The following is a 14,697-nucleotide window of genomic DNA, read 5'->3' on the forward strand; positions in this document are numbered from 1 at the left end:
GAAGGCGGCATGTCAGGCACCATTGATGTCGACTGACACACCGCCTTCGCGAGCAAGCCCGCTCCCACAGGGGAATTGCTTTGTTTGGGAAGAATCTGATGACAGCGCAAATCGCCGAACTACTGATGTACGTCGCCCCCGAGTCGATCCGTCTGGCCAACGAACGCTGGCTGACACGAATTCTTGAACGGCTCGGCAGCACCCGCCAAAGCGCCGAAGGCCTGTCGCTGCCCGATCTGTGGCTGTCCCCAAACCTGCTGCTGACCCAAACCTGCGGCTATCCGCTGATGACCTTGTTGCGCGGTCAGGTTCGGGTCGTCGGTCGACCGCGTTATGAATTGCCGGACAGCAACGGCGGCAACCATTGCAGCCTGTTGCTCAGCCGCGCCGACGATCCACGCCGCAGCTTGCCGGCCTTTCACAACAGTCGCGGGGTGATCAATGACGAGGGCTCCAACAGCGGCATGAACCTGCTGCGCCATCGCTTGGCGCCGTTGCATCGCGACGGTCAGTTCTTTGCCAGTGTCGGCATCAGCGGCGGCCACCGCGAAAGCCTGCGCTGGTTGCGCGAGGACCTGGCCGACCTGGCCGCCATCGACAGCGTGACCTTCGCTTACCTGGCACGGCACGCCGAAGCAGAAGTGGCCGGTTTGCGCGTGGTTGCCCGCAGTGCCTTTAGCCCGACCTTGCCGTACATCACGGCGGCCAGTGCCAGTGATGAGCAGGTCGAGCAACTTCGGCGGGTGATGAACGAAACATTGCGCGAGCTGCCGGACGTTGCCGAAGTGCTCGGTCTGCAAGAGGTATTGCCTGCGACGGAAAGCGACTATCAGGTGGTGCTTGATTATCAGCAGGAGGCGGAGGCGTTGGGGTATGGGCGGTTGCGTTAATAGACAGGGATTTTCGTTGCCAGTCAGAACGCTTTCGCGGGCAAGCCTCGCTCCTACAGAATCGATCACCGTTCCTGTAGGAGCGAGGCTTGCCCGCGAAAGCAATCGAACTAACGCTACTCATCTAAATGTCTAAATAGAATATAAAAATGCTTTTTAAGTATTATTAAAGAATAAGGCTCCCGGCTAGAATCGCGCCACCGGATCACCGGACATTCAGCGACCCCTAACCCCAGGAGCCCCTATGTCCGGCGCCGACCTTTCCCATCGCAACCACGTGGGCGGATTGTTCCGCGCTCATTACCCCTGGCTGTGCGCCCGGTTGCGCCGGCAATTGGGGAGCCATTCCAGCGTCGAAGACATCGCCGCCGAAACCTTTACGCAACTACTCGAATCCCCTGGGCTGACGCCGATTCGCGAGCCCCGCGCCTTGCTGACCACCATCGCCCAACGCTTGGTTTTCCAGCTCTGGCGCCGGCGCGATCTGGAGCGTCAGCACCACGATCAATGGCTGCAACTCGATCCGCATCCAACGAAATCCCCCGAGGATCTGCTGCAACTGACCCAGGCCTTGCACCGCCTCGACCGCACCCTTGAGCGCTTGCCGGGCAAGGTCCGGGCGACGTTTCTGTTGTCGCGCATCGACGGCCTCACTTACCCGCAAATCGCCGCCGAGCTGGGCATTTCCCAGCGTTCGGTCAGCGTTTACATGACTCGCTCCCAGGCCTTGTGCGACCAGCACAGCGCCAATCAACCCTTGAACCGACTACCCCAGACACAGAGGTCCGCATGAGATCGATCAAAACCCTGCTCGGCAGTTCGCTGTTGGCCCTGAGCCTCGTGGCCAGCCACGTGCCCGCCGCCGAAAAAACCGCGCCGATTCACTTCGGTGACATCGCTTGGGAAAGCGGCAGTTTCATCACCGAAGTCCTGCGCCTGATTGTCGAGAAGGGTTATGGCTACCCGACCGACACCTTGCCGGGCAGCACCGTCAGCCTCGAAGCGGCGCTGGCCAAGAACGACATCCAGGTGATCGGCGAAGAGTGGGCCGGGCGCAGTCCGGCGTGGGTCAAGGCCTCGAACGAGGGCAAAGTGTTCGGCCTCGGCGACACGGTCAAAGGCGCCACCGAAGGCTGGTGGGTGCCGGAATACGTGATCAAGGGCGACCCGGAGCGCGGGATCAAGCCATTGGCCCCGGAGCTGAAATCCGTCGCCGACCTGGCCCGTTACAAGGAGGTATTTCGCGACCCGGAAGACCCGAGCCGTGGGCGCTTCCTCAACAGTCCTACCGGCTGGACTTCGGAGATCGTCAACAGCCAGAAACTCAAGGCGTATGACCTGACCGGCGACTACGTCAACTTCCGCACCGGCTCCGGCGCGGCGCTGGACGCCGAAGTCGCGTCGTCGATCCGCCGTGGCAAACCGGTGCTGTTCTACTACTGGTCGCCGACGCCGCTGTTGGGCCGCTTCAAACTGGTGAAACTCGACGAGCCGGCCTTCGATGCCGACGCCTGGAAGACCCTGGCCGATGCCAACAACCCGCACCCGAAAGGCACCCGTTCCATGCCGGCGAAACTGGCGATTGGCGTGTCCGCACCGTTCAAGACCCAGTACCCGGACCTGGTGGCGTTCTTCGAAAAAGTCGATTTGCCGATTGATCTGCTGAACCAGACGTTGGCGCAGATGAGCGAAAAACGTCAGCCACCGCGCCAGGTCGCCGAAGCGTTTTTGCGGGATCAGCCGCAGGTGTGGAAGGGCTGGGTGCCGGGGGAAGTGGCTTGCAAGGTGAGTGGGAGTTTGTAGGTCTTTTCTGAAGTTTTTGTGGTGTTAATTAGATAGCTTTCGCGGGCAAGCCTCGCTCCTACAGGGTCTCGCGTTCGACCCGAATCCTGTAGGAGCGAGGCTTGCCCGCGAAGGCGGCCTAACGCCCTACGCCAGTTCCGCCGCCAACGCCACTTTCACTGTCGGGCGCTGACCCACCCGCGCCTGAAACCGCGCCAACGCCGGCCACTCCTCCAGCTCAATTCCAAACCCCGCCGCCCAGCGCAGCACCGTAAACAAATACGCATCCACCACACTGAATCCTTCCGGCATCAAATAATCCTGCTGTTCCAGCGTGCCAACCAACACCGCAAACCGCTTGAACAACTTCGCCTTGATCAACCCCTTCACCTCCTCGGGAAATTGCGCATTGAACAGCCAACCGAGCCCGCCATGAATCTCGGTGGAGACGAAGTTCAGCCATTCCTGCAACCGCACCCGCTCGAAGCTGCCGTTCGCCGGCGCCAGGTTCGCTTCGGGCCGCAGGTCCGCCAGGTATTGCAGGATCGCCGGGCCTTCGGTCAGGACCTGGCCGTTGTCCAGTTGCAGCGCGGCGACGTAGCCCTTGGGGTTGATGGCTGGGAAGTCTTCGCCGGTGGCGGTTTGCTTGGTGCGGTTGTCGACACGGATCAGGACGAAGGGCAGGCCCAGTTCGCGCAACACAATGTGCGGCGCCATCGAACAGGCTTGGGGGGCGTAATACAACTTCATGGGCAGGGCTCTGGCTGGGGATTTGCGCCAGTGTCATAGTGCGCGCCGGCCTTCGTAAAATTAATCTTCCAGAACCCTGCCATAAGGACAGCTACTGCCATGATGAATCTGATGCACTGGCGCATGGTGGTGGCGGTGGCCGATACCGGCAACATCACCCGGGCGGCCGAGCGGGTCGGCATGACCCAGTCCGGTGCCAGTCAGGCACTGGCGCTGATCGAAGAAAACCTGGGTGTGCAACTGTTCAGCCGGGAAAACCGTCAGACCCTGCCGACCGCCATTGGCCTGCCGGTGATCGAGCAGGCGCGGACCATGCTCGGCGCTCTGGAGAACATTCGCAGCACCGTCGATGCCGCAAAAAACGTCCAGCGCGGCAGCATTCGCCTGGCCAGTTTTCCCATGGTGCTGGCGACGTTTCTGCCGCCACTGTTGCGCCGCTTCAATCGGCTCTACCCCGGCATTCAGGTGGTGGCCCTGGAGGTCAGCGACGACGAAGTGGAAACCCTGCTCGACGCCGGGCTGGTGGATGTCGGCGTGGTTTTGAACCCGGCGCCCGAACGCAATGCTGCAGTTTTGGGGCGCGATGCCTGGGTGGCGGTGCTGCCCGGCGGCCATCCCCTGGCGCGGGGTCCAGACGAAGAAGGCATCCGCCTGGCGCAATTGGTGACGCAACCTTTTGTGCTCGCCACCGGTGGCTGTTCAACCAATGCCCGTAGCCTGGCCGCCGACGCCGGTTTGCAACTGAGCGATGTCCGGGCCGAGGTCCGGGAGTGGAGCAGTGCCTTCACCCTGGTGCGGGAAAACATCGGCGTGACTCTGGTGCCAGAAATGACACTGCCGGCCAATCGCCAGGGGTTGCGGGTGGTTCCTCTGATACCGCAGATCATTCGTGAGTTTGCCTTGGTGGCGGGAACCCGTGAGGCACCTTCGGCTGCCGTGCAAGCGTTGCTGGGCATGCTCGCCGATCAATGATCGGCAGGTGACGCTGAACCGATTTTGTGCTGATTTCTGGCCGACTAATGGCATTGCGCCCGTCATTTCACTGGCTATGCTCACTCATGACTCTCTATTTCAGTCACAAAAATGAATGGTGCGTGACTGCTGAGTGAGTCCCCGTGAAACACGCCGCAGAGTGCGCAACCCAAGGCACCGACACTGAACAACAAGGAGCCGTCCGGTAAATGGAGTTACTTGGCAAAACGTTAGGGTTGGCCCGACCGGGCTATCAAGAGAAGGATGTCTTGATAAGAGCGTCGCTGCATGGACACTCCGATTGAACATCATTTGTCACCTGACAAATCCTGCCCTTGGCGGGATGCGTGTGCCTGTTCCGTGGAACGTAGTGGTGGATCTGGAATGACCGGGAACTTCCTCCCGGCATTTCCCCTTTAGGAACAAAGCTTGCTCGCGATAGCGCCGGACCAGACACACCGCGTCAGGGTTCATCGCGGGCAAGCCTCGCTTCTGCATCAATCAAAAGATCGCGCTGAAGGTGATAGAACCATGTTTAACCTACATCACAAGGCTGACCTGCTGCAGATCGAGCGCTTCAACGGTGCGCTGAGCGAGGCCAACGCCAAGTTGGCGGCGGTCGGTCGTTCGATGGCGATGATTGAGTTCAGCCCCGACGGCGTCGTGCTCGACGCCAATGACAACTTTTGCGCCGCCATGGGCTACAGCGCCGAAGAAGTGCGCGGCAAACATCACCGGATCTTTTGCGAAGAAGCGTTCTATCGCAGCGAGGAATACGCCAAGTTGTGGCGTGACCTGGCCCGTGGCGAACCGGTCAGCGGCACGTTCCTGCGCTTGAACAAGGCCGGCCGGGAAGTGTGGCTGGAAGCCAGCTATATGCCGGTGATCGGGCCGGATCGCCAGGTGAAAAGTGTGATGAAAATCGCCTCGGACATCTCCACTCGGGTCCACAAAGAGCACGAAGAGGAAAGCATGCTCGCGGCCATCGGGCGCTCCATGGCGGTCATTGAATTCACCCCGGACGGCCGGGTGATTACGGCCAATGAAAACTTCCTGAAAACCATGCACTACTCGCTCAACGAAGTGATCGGCCAGCATCACAGCCTGTTCTGTCATCGCGCCGAAGCTGAGTCGCCGCAGTACAAGGCGTTCTGGGCCTCACTCAATCGCGGCGAATATCACTCGCACCGTTTCGAGCGCAAAGATAAGTACGGTCATACGGTGTTTCTGGAAGCGTCCTACAACCCGTTGTTCGACAGCAAGGGCCGGTTGTACAAAGTGGTGAAGTTCGCCAGCGACATCACCCAGCAAGTCACCACCCTGCAAACCGCCGCGGAATCGGCCCACAGCACCTCGGTACAAAACGACGCCTGTGCGCAGAAAGGTTCCCAGGTGGTTCAGCAAACGGTGCAGATCATCCAGGACATTTCCCGCGACCTTAACGAAGCCGCGCTGAGCATCGACGCGGTGAGCAAACAGTCGGACATCATCGGCACCATCGTCCAGACCATTCGCGGCATCGCCGACCAGACCAACCTGCTGGCGCTCAACGCCGCCATCGAAGCGGCCCGGGCCGGGGAGCATGGGCGCGGGTTTGCGGTAGTGGCCGATGAAGTCCGCAGTCTGGCGGCACGCACCAGTCAGGCGACGCTGGAGATCGTCGATGTGGTGCGCAGGAACCATGACTTGTCGCTGAGCGCGGTGTCGAGCATGCAGTCGAGTTTGAGCCGCACCGGGTTAGGCGTGGAACTGGCGAACGAGGCGGGAGAGGTGATTCTGGAGATTCAACAAGGGTCGCGGCATGTGATGGATGCGATCAGTCAGTTCAACTCAACCCTGCAACTGAACTGATACCCGCAACACCACAAACCCAATGTGGGAGCGGGCTTGCTCGCGAAGAGGCCAGTACATTCAACATCTCTGTTGACTGACATGACGCTTACTGTAGGAGCAAGGCTTGCCCGCGATGGCGTTCTGAAGGGCGCTATCGCGGGCAAGCCTTGCTCCTACAGGTTTCGGTGGTTGGCTTATTAGAGCGAAGCCAGGAACTTATCGACCACTTGCGGCCCATCAGGCTTTTCAGTGCTGCCGTTTTCCTTGTCAGCCTGGGCCAGTTTCATCTTGTCCTGGATACGCTCGGCGATCTCTTTGCCGATGGCCAATTGTTGCGCCGGTGGCATGGCTTGCAACTGGTCTTCGGTAATACCCATCTCTTTCAGAATACTGTCACGCAGCCGCTGCTCCGGCGTTTTGCTCATGTAGTCCTTGAAGTCGGTCATCGCGGCGCTGTCGGTGGACTTGGCCTTGTTATCGTCCGGCACGGACGCTTGCAGGCCCACGCGGGTTTTCGCGAACGCTTCGTCAACCTTATCGCTGATGGTGCTCGCCGAGTTGACTTGCTGGGTGGCGGCGTTCAGGCCCGAGGACTGGGCATTGGTGCTGTCCTGCTTGATTTGCGCCACGGTGTTCTGCGCGTTCTGGATCAAACCGCTGTACAGCGCGCTCGCGGCGGCCGTGGTCGGGTCCATGTCGGTACGCTGGGTCTTTTGAACGATGGAAGCTTGATGGGCACTGACCAACATGATGGATAAACCTGTAGGTAATTGCTGTTGAGTCTGTAGGAGCAATTAGCGTGCCGCTGCTGAAACCCCCGGTTTACGGGGCGATTGAGCAGCGGCAGCGGTCAGATCTTGCCGCTGGGCGGCAGACGGCAACCGCTTCAGCGGTGGGCGATGTTCTCCAGCGCCAAATTGCGCGTTCTTGGCCCGAAGTAACCGATGGTGATCATCACGATCAACATGCTGCTGACAATAAACGCCAACACCCCCGGCGTGCCGAAGTGTTCGAGGAATATCCCGATCAGCAAACTGCTGAACACCGTCGACAAACGACTGAACGAATAACAGAAACCCACGGCCCGGGCGCGGATGTTGGTGGGGAACAGTTCGCTTTGGTAGGAGTGGTAGGCGAAGCTCAGCCAGGCGTTGCAAAACGTGATCATCACCCCGCAGACGATCAGCCCGACCGCACTGGTCTGTAGCGCGAACAGCGTACCGAAGGTCATGGCGCCGAGGGCCGAGCCGACAATCTGCCACTTGTTCTCGAAACGGTTGGCGAACTTCACAAACAGCAACGGTCCCAGCGGATAGGCGAGGGTGATGATAAAGGCGTACATCAGGCTGTGGGTGACGCTCACGCCCTGGCCGGACAGCAACGCCGGCAGCCAGTTGCCGAAGCCGAAAAAACCGATGGCCTGGAACACATGGAAAACGATCAGCATCAATGCGCGTCGGCGATAGGGTGGCTGCCAGATATCGGCGAAGCGGCCTGAGCCCTGAACGTCCACCGCTGCCAGCTCCGGTTCATCCAACGGCTTGCCCTGATCCTTCACGCAGCGTGCTTCGATGGTGGCGAGAATCCGGCTGGCCTCATCAAAGCGACCATGCTGGGCCAACCAGCGCGGCGATTCCGGCAGCCGTGAGCGCAGCCACCAGATAAACAACGCAAACACCGCGCTTGCCAGCACCACCCAACGCCAGCCCGACACCCCGAACGGGTCCTGCGGCACCAGCCACCAGGACATCAACGCCACCGCTGGCACCGACAGAAACTGCACGAAAAATGCAAAGGCAAACGCCGAACTGCGCATGCGTTTGGGCACCAGTTCCGAGAGGTAGGCGTCGATGGTCACCAGCTCGATGCCCAGGCCAATGCCCACCAGAAAGCGCATGCAGATAATGCCCAGCGCCGAACTCTGCACGCCCATCGCCACGGTCGCGACCGTGTACCAGATCAACGCAAACGTGAAAATCGCCCGCCGGCCGAAACGGTCCGCCAAGGGACTCAGCAGACTCGCGCCGAGGAACAATCCGAGAAAAGTCGCCGAAGCAAATGCAGCCTGATCGGAGAAACCGAACACCCCCTGACTGCCGGTGGCGAAGATGCCGTCGCGGATCAGACCGGGGCTGATGTAGGCGGTCTGGAACAGGTCATAGAGTTCGAAAAAACCCCCAATCGATAGCAACGCCACCAGCCGCCAGATTGTGGCGACGGCGGGCAGTCGGTCGATGCGGGCGGAAATCTGCGCGGCACGAACAGGGTCGATGCCGTCTGATTGAGCAGCGGCGGGGGAGTGAGCAGGCATGGGCTGATCCGATTCTTGTTGAACGGGAAGCTTAGCCTGCTATCGGAAAAGAATGGTTGCGAATCTTTGCGGCGTTGTGACGGGATTCGCTGAGTTCTTGCCTTAACGGCTCAGGTTTTAAGGGTTTATGGCGCGATCGGGATATCAAACTCCCGAAACGCATCGTCCACCGGCAGATAACCCAACACCCGCGTGGTTTCGCTGAGGTCCAGACGCTTGAAGCGGTTATTGGAAATGCCATGGGCGATCAGATGTTGAACGCCTTCGGTTTCCACCGCGCGTTGCAGCAATTGCACCGCATCCCGAGGGCTGAGCCAGGCGCTCAAGTCTCGCGCATTGGTCAGCTCATGACGGTCCGGGAATTCGAAGGCGCCGATGCGGATGGCGATGGTCGAGAGCCCGCGTTTGGCGGCGTAAAACGCGCACAACGCCTCGCCATAACATTTGCTGACGCCATACAGATTGGCCGGCATGACCTGCATGCCCGGGGTGATCTGCCGGTCCACCGGATAGCCTTCAATGGTTTGCGCGCTGCTGGCGAACACCAGCCGTTTGCAGCCCGCCGCCACCGCCGCTTCGAACAGGTAAGTGGTGGCCAGAATGTTATTGGGCAACAACTCATCGAAGGTTGCAGTGGCGTGAGGGATGCCGGCCAGGTGGACGATAACGTCGATGCCGTTCAGCACTTCAGCTATTGCCTTGGGATCGGCCATGTCCAGGCGCACAAAGTGGTGGGGCGCCTCGACCGGGAAGTCGGGTTCGACGCGATCGGTCAGCACGAAGGTGTAGCGATTTTTCGAGGCTTCGAAAAAGGTTTTGCCAATTCTGCCGCAAGCGCCGGTCAGCAGTACGTTGAGTCCGTTCATGCATCTCTCTTATTTGGGAAGGGGGGATCCGCTTAATTAGGCCCGCCACAAGTTACTCATTGCCAGCTCCATCTATTGAAGGCTACGGCAAACCATTGCAGCCATGTTTCAGGAAACCCGGACGCTGGGCCAAGCGCTGGAAATACTCGTCGACGGCGGGGAAGTCCGGCCGCTCCATCGGCGTCATCAGCCAGCGATTGACCGATAAACCGATAACAATGTCGGCCAGGGTAAAGCGCGGCCCGGCGACATAGGCCTTGGTCGCCGCGAGCTGATGCTCAAGGATGCTCATCTTATGGTTCCAGTCATTGATACCGACGCCAATCTGATGCGGGTCCTGAAACTCGGGGTCTTTACGTACGAGCGCCGTAAACGCGTAGCCCCAGGACCGATTGAGCTCGGTGGCCTGCCAATCCATCCACTGTTCTACCCGTGCGCGGGCGGCGGGTTCGTTGGGCAGCAATTCGTGGTTGTGATGCTTGCCGGCCAGGTAACGGCAAATCGTATTGGACTCCCACAGCACGCCGGCGTCATCGATGATCACCGGCACTTGGGCGTTGGGGTTGAGCCGGGTGAACTCGGGGCTGTGGGTCGAGGCAAAACCGCTGCCCCAATCTTCACGCTCGTAGGTAACGCCCAGTTCCTCACAGGTCCAAAGGACTTTTCTGACGTTGATGGACGAAGCCTTACCGAGAATTTTCAGTGCATGTTCCATGGAGCTACTCCTTTAGCGAATCGACGCTTCAGGAATCTAACATTAAGCGGGATCCGGTAGCGCCGACGCCGGCAAACCAAATGTGCGATCAAACAGCCAGTTGAACGCGAAGGTGTAGCACGGGATGAACAGGATCAGCGCCAGATCCAGCACAAAGGCCTGCACCAGGCTGATGTTCATCCACCAGGCGATCAGCGGGATGAGGAACACTATCAAGGTTAGTTGAAAACCCACGGCATGGGCGATGCGCCGCTTCACCGTGCGAGTGCGTAAGGGCTGGCGGCTTTCCCAGCGTTCGAACAATGAGGTGAAGATGAAATTCCAGGTCACGGCGATGGTGGTGATGATCACCGCCAGCGGGCCGGTGCTACCCGGTGAAGTGCCGGACAACAGCGCCAGGCCGAGGGCCGACAGGGTCATACCGATGACTTCGTAAAGCGACACGTAGACCAGTTTGCGTTTAACGCCTTGCATGGGGTTTTGCCTCTTTTGCGAACTTGAGCCAGCAGCACTGGCGAAGACGACGAAAGATAGCTTCAATAGTAATGACAGAAAAAGTCAGTAGCTTTCAGTTTTATTGATAGGACGGCGGATGAACTTCAACAGCGACAGCATCGAATTGTTCCTCGCGGTGATCGAGCGCGGATCGTTTTCCGCCGCCGCCAGGGCGCTGGGCAAAGTGCCGTCGGCGGTGAGCATGGGCATTGCCAATCTGGAAGCCGAACTCGGTTATCCGCTGTTCGATCGCAGCCACCGCGAACCGGTGCCGACGGCCATGGCCAGTGCGCTGGTGCCCCATGCACGGCTGATTTTTGAACAGCTCAAGCAATTGCAAGTGCATGCGGTGGAGTTGTCATTGGGGCTGGAAAGCAAGTTGTCGATTGGCGTCGTCGCGGACATCGACAAGAGCCGTTTGATCGCGGCGATCAAGGTCATTGCCGAGCGTCATCCGCTGCTGCACATCGAAGTGCTCAGCGCGCCCCAGGATGATGTGCTGGCGATGCTCCACAGCGGTCGCGTCAGCGTGTGCCTGGCGTTCGCGGGGTTGAGCATGAACGTGCTGGAGCGTTTTCAGTTCGTTGGCACCGAGCGGATGATCGCCATGCTGGCGGCGGACAATCCGCTGTTCCAGGGGCAGGATTTGTTTCTGGAAGACCTGGTGCATGTGCGGCAGATCATCGTCGCCAGCCGCGACTTGCCGATCAGCGAAACCCGACCGCTGGTGGCCGAATCCTACTGGCGCACCGACACCTTGGCGGCGGCGCTGGAAATGGTCGAGGCGGGGTTGGGCTGGGGCAATTTTCCGTTATCGGTGGTGCAACCGTTGCTCGATGCAGGACGGCTCAAGCGCCTGCGTTTTCGCAACATCGAAAACGGATTGGTCCTGCCGGTGCACGCGGTGTGGCTCAAGAGCCAGCCGTTGCAGAAAGGCGCGTTGGCGTTCGTCAGCCTTATGTCCGCAGCCTGATCGTTCCCACGCTCTGCGTGGGAATGCCTCAACGGACGCTCCGCGTTCGGCTTTGGATGGTGGGACGCGGAGCGTCCCGGGCTGCATTCCCACGCAGAGCGTGGGAACGATCAAAACGGATTGGTCCTGCCGGTGCACGCGGTATGGCTCAAGAGCCAGCCGTTGCAGAAGGGCGCATTGGCGTTCGTCAGCCTTATGTCCGCAGCCTGATCGTTCCCACGCTCTGCGTGGGAATGCCTCAACGGACGCTCCGCGTTCGGCTTTGGATGGTGGGACGCGGAGCGTCCCGGGCTGCATTCCCACGCAGAGCGTGGGAACGATCAAAACGGATTGGTCCTGCCGGTGCACGCGGTGTGGCTCAAGAGCCAGCCGTTGCAGAAAGGCGCGTTGGCGTTCGTCAGCCTTATGTCCGCAGCCTGATCGTTCCCACGCTCTGCGTGGGAATGCCTCAACGGACGCTCCGCGTTCGGCTTTGGATGGTGGGACGCGGAGCGTCCCGGGCTGCATTCCCACGCAGAGCGTGGGAACGATCAAACGCCAGGTAGGAAATCGCTGTAGGAAAGCAGTTTCGGCAGGTGTCAAAAGGCTACAGCTTCTTGCTCCATTGCCTACAACTACGCCAGAATCCGCCGGCTTGTGCGTCTGGTGCCCGGAATTTATTGTTCCCGTGTCGCTGCCAATTCAGCGATCGGGTCTAGCAGCCCGGGTACTTTAGACGCATGCGTTCACCGTTCGTAGCCCGTTCACGTTATGGCGGCTGTGCGTGGGAAGATCTTCGGATCTACCGGGTTCTAGAGTCCTGGTCTGCTAGCCCGCGCACGGCTGTCACCTTATTCGTCTAGCAGCGAATCGGGGCAGCTCCATTACTCTAGGAGCATCACCATGTTCAAACCGACTCCCAACCCGCCGCGCAAAATCAGTCCCATGTTCAGCATCTCGACTGACCTCAATAACGAAACCCTGCTGGCCCACGCCTGCGAATCCCTGGCTTCGGCCAATGTCATGATCAATGACTTCGCGACCTTACTGGACAACCCTCATCGCAACACCGCGCTGGGCATTGCCCAGATCATTCTGTCTGCGCAACTGGCGGTGAATCGAGCGCTGGATAACGTCGACCCACAAGACTGACCGGTCGCAGATCGTTCCCACGCTCTGCGTGGGAATGCCTCAACGGACGCTCCGCGTTCGGCTTTGGATGGGACGCGGAGCGTCCCGGGCTGCATTCCCACGCAGAGCGTGGGAACGATCAGGTTAAGTGCTCTCGCGAACCTTCAACTCAAACCCCATGTCCTGCACCGGTTTGGCCACTGAGTTACCCGCCATCAACGTCAGCATCTGCTCCGCCGCACGCCGGCCAATGGCTTCTCTCGGGGTGCTGATGCTGCTCAGGCGCGGCACCATGTGCGCCGAGGCGGGCAGGTCGTTGAAACCCAGGACCGCTATTTGCTCGGGGATCTTGATCCCGCAACGCATGGCTTCAAGCAGTGCGCCCTGGGCCAGGTCGTCGTTGCCGAAGAAGATCGCATCGACATCGGGATGGCTGGCCAGCAGTTGTAGAAACAGCTCACCACCGAGGCCAACCGACGACGCGCGCGGGGTCAGCACTTCCAGATCCGGGTCGTACAAACCGGCCTTTTGCAGGGCCTTGCGGAAGCCTTCGCCGCGCAACAACGTGCGTTGATCCAGTTGCGCGCCGATATAAGCCAGGCGCTTGCGACCCCGGGACAGCAAATGTTCGGCCGCCGTTTCGCCGGCGGCCAGTTGGGAGAAGCCGACGCAGTTAACCCCGGCGGCGCTGTCCAGTTCCATCATGTAAACGCAGGGAATGTTGCTCGCTTCAATCATTCGCCGCGAACTTTCCGTGCGATCAAACCCGGTCAGCAGCAAGCCGCGCGGCTGATAGGCCATGTAGTTGCGTAGCAGGTTTTCTTCTTCATCACGGGAATAGTGGAAATTACCGATCAGCACTTCAAAGCCCTTGGGCCGTAAAACCTGATGAATGGCTTCCAGGGTGTCGATGAACAACAGGTTGGACAGCGACGGCACCAACACCACCACCGAATGGCTCTGGGCCGAGGCCAGGGCGCGGGCAGCGGGGTTGACCACGTAGTTGAGGTCCGCTGCGGCTTTCTGGACTTTTTCCACCAGTTCGGTGGCCACGGTGCTGACGCCGCGCAAGGCCCGGGAGGCGGTGATCGGGCTGACGCCGGCCAGGCGTGCGACTTCGTTGAGGGTAGGGCGGCCAGTGGTGCGTGTATTTTTATCGTTTTTAGGGGTGGTCATCGGGGCGGCTTGCCAAACAAAATTCAAGGCACTAAGGTAGCGCTGTCCCGAAGCAGCTGCAAATGCGTAAGCGAGTTTTGCCTGATCCTCGCTTTTTAGCTTTGTGAACGAACATGCTGCAACCCACAAAAATGACAAAAAGGCGCCGGCAACTTCTGCTTTTGCACTAGAGTTTTATTTGGCAAAGGTAGCGCTGTCTGCGCGCTGAGGTGTTTCATGAATCATCCCATCACCGCCCTGGTCATCATGGGCGTTGCCGGTTGTGGCAAGACTTGCGTCAGCGAAGCCTTGTGCCAGCTCAGCGGCGCGACTGCCATTGAAGGCGACACTTTCCACCCTGCCGCCAATATCGAAAAGATGAGCGCGGGTATCCCCCTGAACGACGAAGACCGTGCCGGCTGGCTCGACAGCCTGTGCGACGAATTGCGCCGCGTCGACGCCGAGGGCAAACGCCCGGTGCTGACCTGCTCGGCCCTCAAACACAGTTATCGCGAAGTGCTGCGCAGTGCCTTGCCGGGCCTGGGCTTCGTGTTTCTTGAACTGACCCCGGAAGTCGCCGCCGAACGTGTGTCCCACCGTCCGGGCCACTTCATGCCGTCGACGTTGATCGACAGCCAGTTCGCCACCCTTGAATCCCCCGTTGGCGAGCCCTTGACCCTGGCCCTCGACGCCTCGAATCACAGCGTCGACGAGTTGGCGCAACAGGCGCAAGCCTGGTGGTTGAAACACGGTTTGAAACTCGCCGGTTAAGTCTTGCTCCAAGAGATAGCGCTGTCCTGATTGCTTTTGAATAATTGCTTTCATAACAACAACAAACAGGAGTC

14 protein-coding genes and 2 pseudogenes are annotated in these 14,697 nt (G+C 59.8%); 9 read left to right on the plus strand and 7 right to left on the minus strand.

Features of this window, described 5'->3' with window-relative positions; translation table 11 throughout:
• Positions 1-98 precede the first annotated feature (98 nt).
• The 3 genes from BK667_RS23270 to BK667_RS23280 all read left to right on the plus strand — a co-directional run bounded on the left by BK667_RS23270 (position 99) and on the right by BK667_RS23280 (position 2,693).
• Positions 99-890 carry a phosphate/phosphite/phosphonate ABC transporter substrate-binding protein gene (locus BK667_RS23270; RefSeq protein ID WP_123599045.1) on the plus strand — a complete coding sequence of 264 codons (792 nt, stop codon included), beginning with the start codon at positions 99-101 and terminating at the stop codon, positions 888-890.
• 244 nt (positions 891-1,134) lie between these two features.
• On the plus strand, positions 1,135-1,683 hold the full coding sequence (locus BK667_RS23275) for a sigma-70 family RNA polymerase sigma factor (RefSeq protein ID WP_123599046.1): 549 nt from the start codon (positions 1,135-1,137) through the stop codon (positions 1,681-1,683).
• The gene (locus tag BK667_RS23280; RefSeq protein WP_123599047.1) at positions 1,680-2,693 is read left to right on the plus strand and encodes an ABC transporter substrate-binding protein; all 1,014 of its coding nucleotides are present in this window, start codon (positions 1,680-1,682) and stop codon (positions 2,691-2,693) included. The genes BK667_RS23275 and BK667_RS23280 overlap by 4 nt, the downstream gene beginning before the upstream one ends.
• Positions 2,694-2,819: 126 nt before the next feature.
• Here BK667_RS23280 and gstA read toward each other — a convergent pair whose 3' ends face one another.
• Complete coding sequence (gene gstA / locus BK667_RS23285; protein WP_123599048.1) at positions 2,820-3,422, minus strand: glutathione transferase GstA; 603 nt, start codon at positions 3,420-3,422, stop codon at positions 2,820-2,822.
• Positions 3,423-3,521: 99 nt separating this feature from the next.
• On the opposite strand from gstA, the gene BK667_RS23290 reads away from it, so the two are divergent.
• The 3 genes and pseudogenes from BK667_RS23290 to BK667_RS34065 form a co-directional block, all read left to right on the plus strand.
• The gene (locus tag BK667_RS23290) at positions 3,522-4,394 is read left to right on the plus strand and encodes a LysR family transcriptional regulator (protein WP_123599049.1); all 873 of its coding nucleotides are present in this window, start codon (positions 3,522-3,524) and stop codon (positions 4,392-4,394) included.
• 636 nt (positions 4,395-5,030) lie between these two features.
• Positions 5,031-5,702, plus strand: a pseudogene (locus tag BK667_RS34060) (PAS domain-containing protein); the annotation flags it as partial.
• A gap of 114 nt (positions 5,703-5,816) precedes the next feature.
• Positions 5,817-6,245 (plus strand): annotated as a pseudogene (locus BK667_RS34065) (methyl-accepting chemotaxis protein); the annotation flags it as partial.
• Positions 6,246-6,424: 179 nt separating this feature from the next.
• Here BK667_RS34065 and BK667_RS23300 read toward each other — a convergent pair.
• From BK667_RS23300 to BK667_RS23320, 5 genes are all read right to left on the minus strand, one after another.
• On the minus strand, positions 6,425-6,976 hold the full coding sequence (locus tag BK667_RS23300) for a hypothetical protein (protein WP_123599051.1): 552 nt from the start codon (positions 6,974-6,976) through the stop codon (positions 6,425-6,427).
• A 137-nt stretch (positions 6,977-7,113) separates the two neighbouring features.
• The gene (locus BK667_RS23305; protein ID WP_123599052.1) at positions 7,114-8,538 is read right to left on the minus strand and encodes an MFS transporter; all 1,425 of its coding nucleotides are present in this window, start codon (positions 8,536-8,538) and stop codon (positions 7,114-7,116) included.
• 125 nt (positions 8,539-8,663) lie between these two features.
• Entirely contained in the window at positions 8,664-9,404 is a 741-nt protein-coding gene (locus tag BK667_RS23310; protein WP_123514221.1) for an NAD-dependent epimerase/dehydratase family protein, read from the minus strand.
• An 82-nt stretch (positions 9,405-9,486) separates the two neighbouring features.
• Positions 9,487-10,119 carry a glutathione S-transferase family protein gene (locus tag BK667_RS23315; RefSeq protein ID WP_123514223.1) on the minus strand — a complete coding sequence of 211 codons (633 nt, stop codon included), beginning with the start codon at positions 10,117-10,119 and terminating at the stop codon, positions 9,487-9,489.
• Positions 10,120-10,161: 42 nt separating this feature from the next.
• The gene (locus BK667_RS23320) at positions 10,162-10,593 is read right to left on the minus strand and encodes a PACE efflux transporter (protein ID WP_123599053.1); all 432 of its coding nucleotides are present in this window, start codon (positions 10,591-10,593) and stop codon (positions 10,162-10,164) included.
• Between the two features lie 118 nt (positions 10,594-10,711).
• Here BK667_RS23320 and BK667_RS23325 point away from each other — a divergent pair, with 118 nt between their 5' ends.
• Together BK667_RS23325 and BK667_RS23345 are read left to right on the plus strand one after the other, a co-directional pair.
• Positions 10,712-11,587: a LysR family transcriptional regulator gene (locus BK667_RS23325; RefSeq protein ID WP_123599054.1), complete on the plus strand. Its 876-nt coding sequence runs from the start codon at positions 10,712-10,714 to the stop codon at positions 11,585-11,587.
• Between the two features lie 882 nt (positions 11,588-12,469).
• Entirely contained in the window at positions 12,470-12,718 is a 249-nt protein-coding gene (locus BK667_RS23345) for a DUF6124 family protein (protein WP_123599055.1), read from the plus strand.
• Positions 12,719-12,841: 123 nt separating this feature from the next.
• Here BK667_RS23345 and gntR read toward each other — a convergent pair whose 3' ends face one another.
• Positions 12,842-13,873, minus strand: a complete 1,032-nt coding sequence (gene gntR / locus BK667_RS23350) for an HTH-type transcriptional regulator GntR (RefSeq protein WP_123599056.1) — start codon at positions 13,871-13,873, stop codon at positions 12,842-12,844.
• A 216-nt stretch (positions 13,874-14,089) separates the two neighbouring features.
• Here gntR and BK667_RS23355 point away from each other — a divergent pair, with 216 nt between their 5' ends.
• Positions 14,090-14,623 (plus strand): gluconokinase, encoded by a 534-nt coding sequence (locus BK667_RS23355; RefSeq protein ID WP_123514234.1) that lies wholly within the window; start codon positions 14,090-14,092, stop codon positions 14,621-14,623.
• Positions 14,624-14,697: the final 74 nt, after the last annotated feature.

It is taken from the genome of Pseudomonas frederiksbergensis, assembly GCF_003732705.1.
Taxonomy (GTDB): domain Bacteria; phylum Pseudomonadota; class Gammaproteobacteria; order Pseudomonadales; family Pseudomonadaceae; genus Aquipseudomonas; species Aquipseudomonas frederiksbergensis_F.

Coding starts and splice junctions, on each gene's coding strand:
- BK667_RS23270 (WP_123599045.1), top strand. CDS start 99: ATGACAGCGCAAATCGCCGAACTACTGATGTACGTCGCCCCCGAGTCG.
- BK667_RS23275 (WP_123599046.1), top strand. CDS start 1,135: ATGTCCGGCGCCGACCTTTCCCATCGCAACCACGTGGGCGGATTGTTC.
- BK667_RS23280 (WP_123599047.1), top strand. CDS start 1,680: ATGAGATCGATCAAAACCCTGCTCGGCAGTTCGCTGTTGGCCCTGAGC.
- gstA (WP_123599048.1), bottom strand. CDS start 3,422: ATGAAGTTGTATTACGCCCCCCAAGCCTGTTCGATGGCGCCGCACATT.
- BK667_RS23290 (WP_123599049.1), top strand. CDS start 3,522: ATGATGAATCTGATGCACTGGCGCATGGTGGTGGCGGTGGCCGATACC.
- BK667_RS23300 (WP_123599051.1), bottom strand. CDS start 6,976: ATGTTGGTCAGTGCCCATCAAGCTTCCATCGTTCAAAAGACCCAGCGT.
- BK667_RS23305 (WP_123599052.1), bottom strand. CDS start 8,538: ATGCCTGCTCACTCCCCCGCCGCTGCTCAATCAGACGGCATCGACCCT.
- BK667_RS23310 (WP_123514221.1), bottom strand. CDS start 9,404: ATGAACGGACTCAACGTACTGCTGACCGGCGCTTGCGGCAGAATTGGC.
- BK667_RS23315 (WP_123514223.1), bottom strand. CDS start 10,119: ATGGAACATGCACTGAAAATTCTCGGTAAGGCTTCGTCCATCAACGTC.
- BK667_RS23320 (WP_123599053.1), bottom strand. CDS start 10,593: ATGCAAGGCGTTAAACGCAAACTGGTCTACGTGTCGCTTTACGAAGTC.
- BK667_RS23325 (WP_123599054.1), top strand. CDS start 10,712: ATGAACTTCAACAGCGACAGCATCGAATTGTTCCTCGCGGTGATCGAG.
- BK667_RS23345 (WP_123599055.1), top strand. CDS start 12,470: ATGTTCAAACCGACTCCCAACCCGCCGCGCAAAATCAGTCCCATGTTC.
- gntR (WP_123599056.1), bottom strand. CDS start 13,873: ATGACCACCCCTAAAAACGATAAAAATACACGCACCACTGGCCGCCCT.
- BK667_RS23355 (WP_123514234.1), top strand. CDS start 14,090: ATGAATCATCCCATCACCGCCCTGGTCATCATGGGCGTTGCCGGTTGT.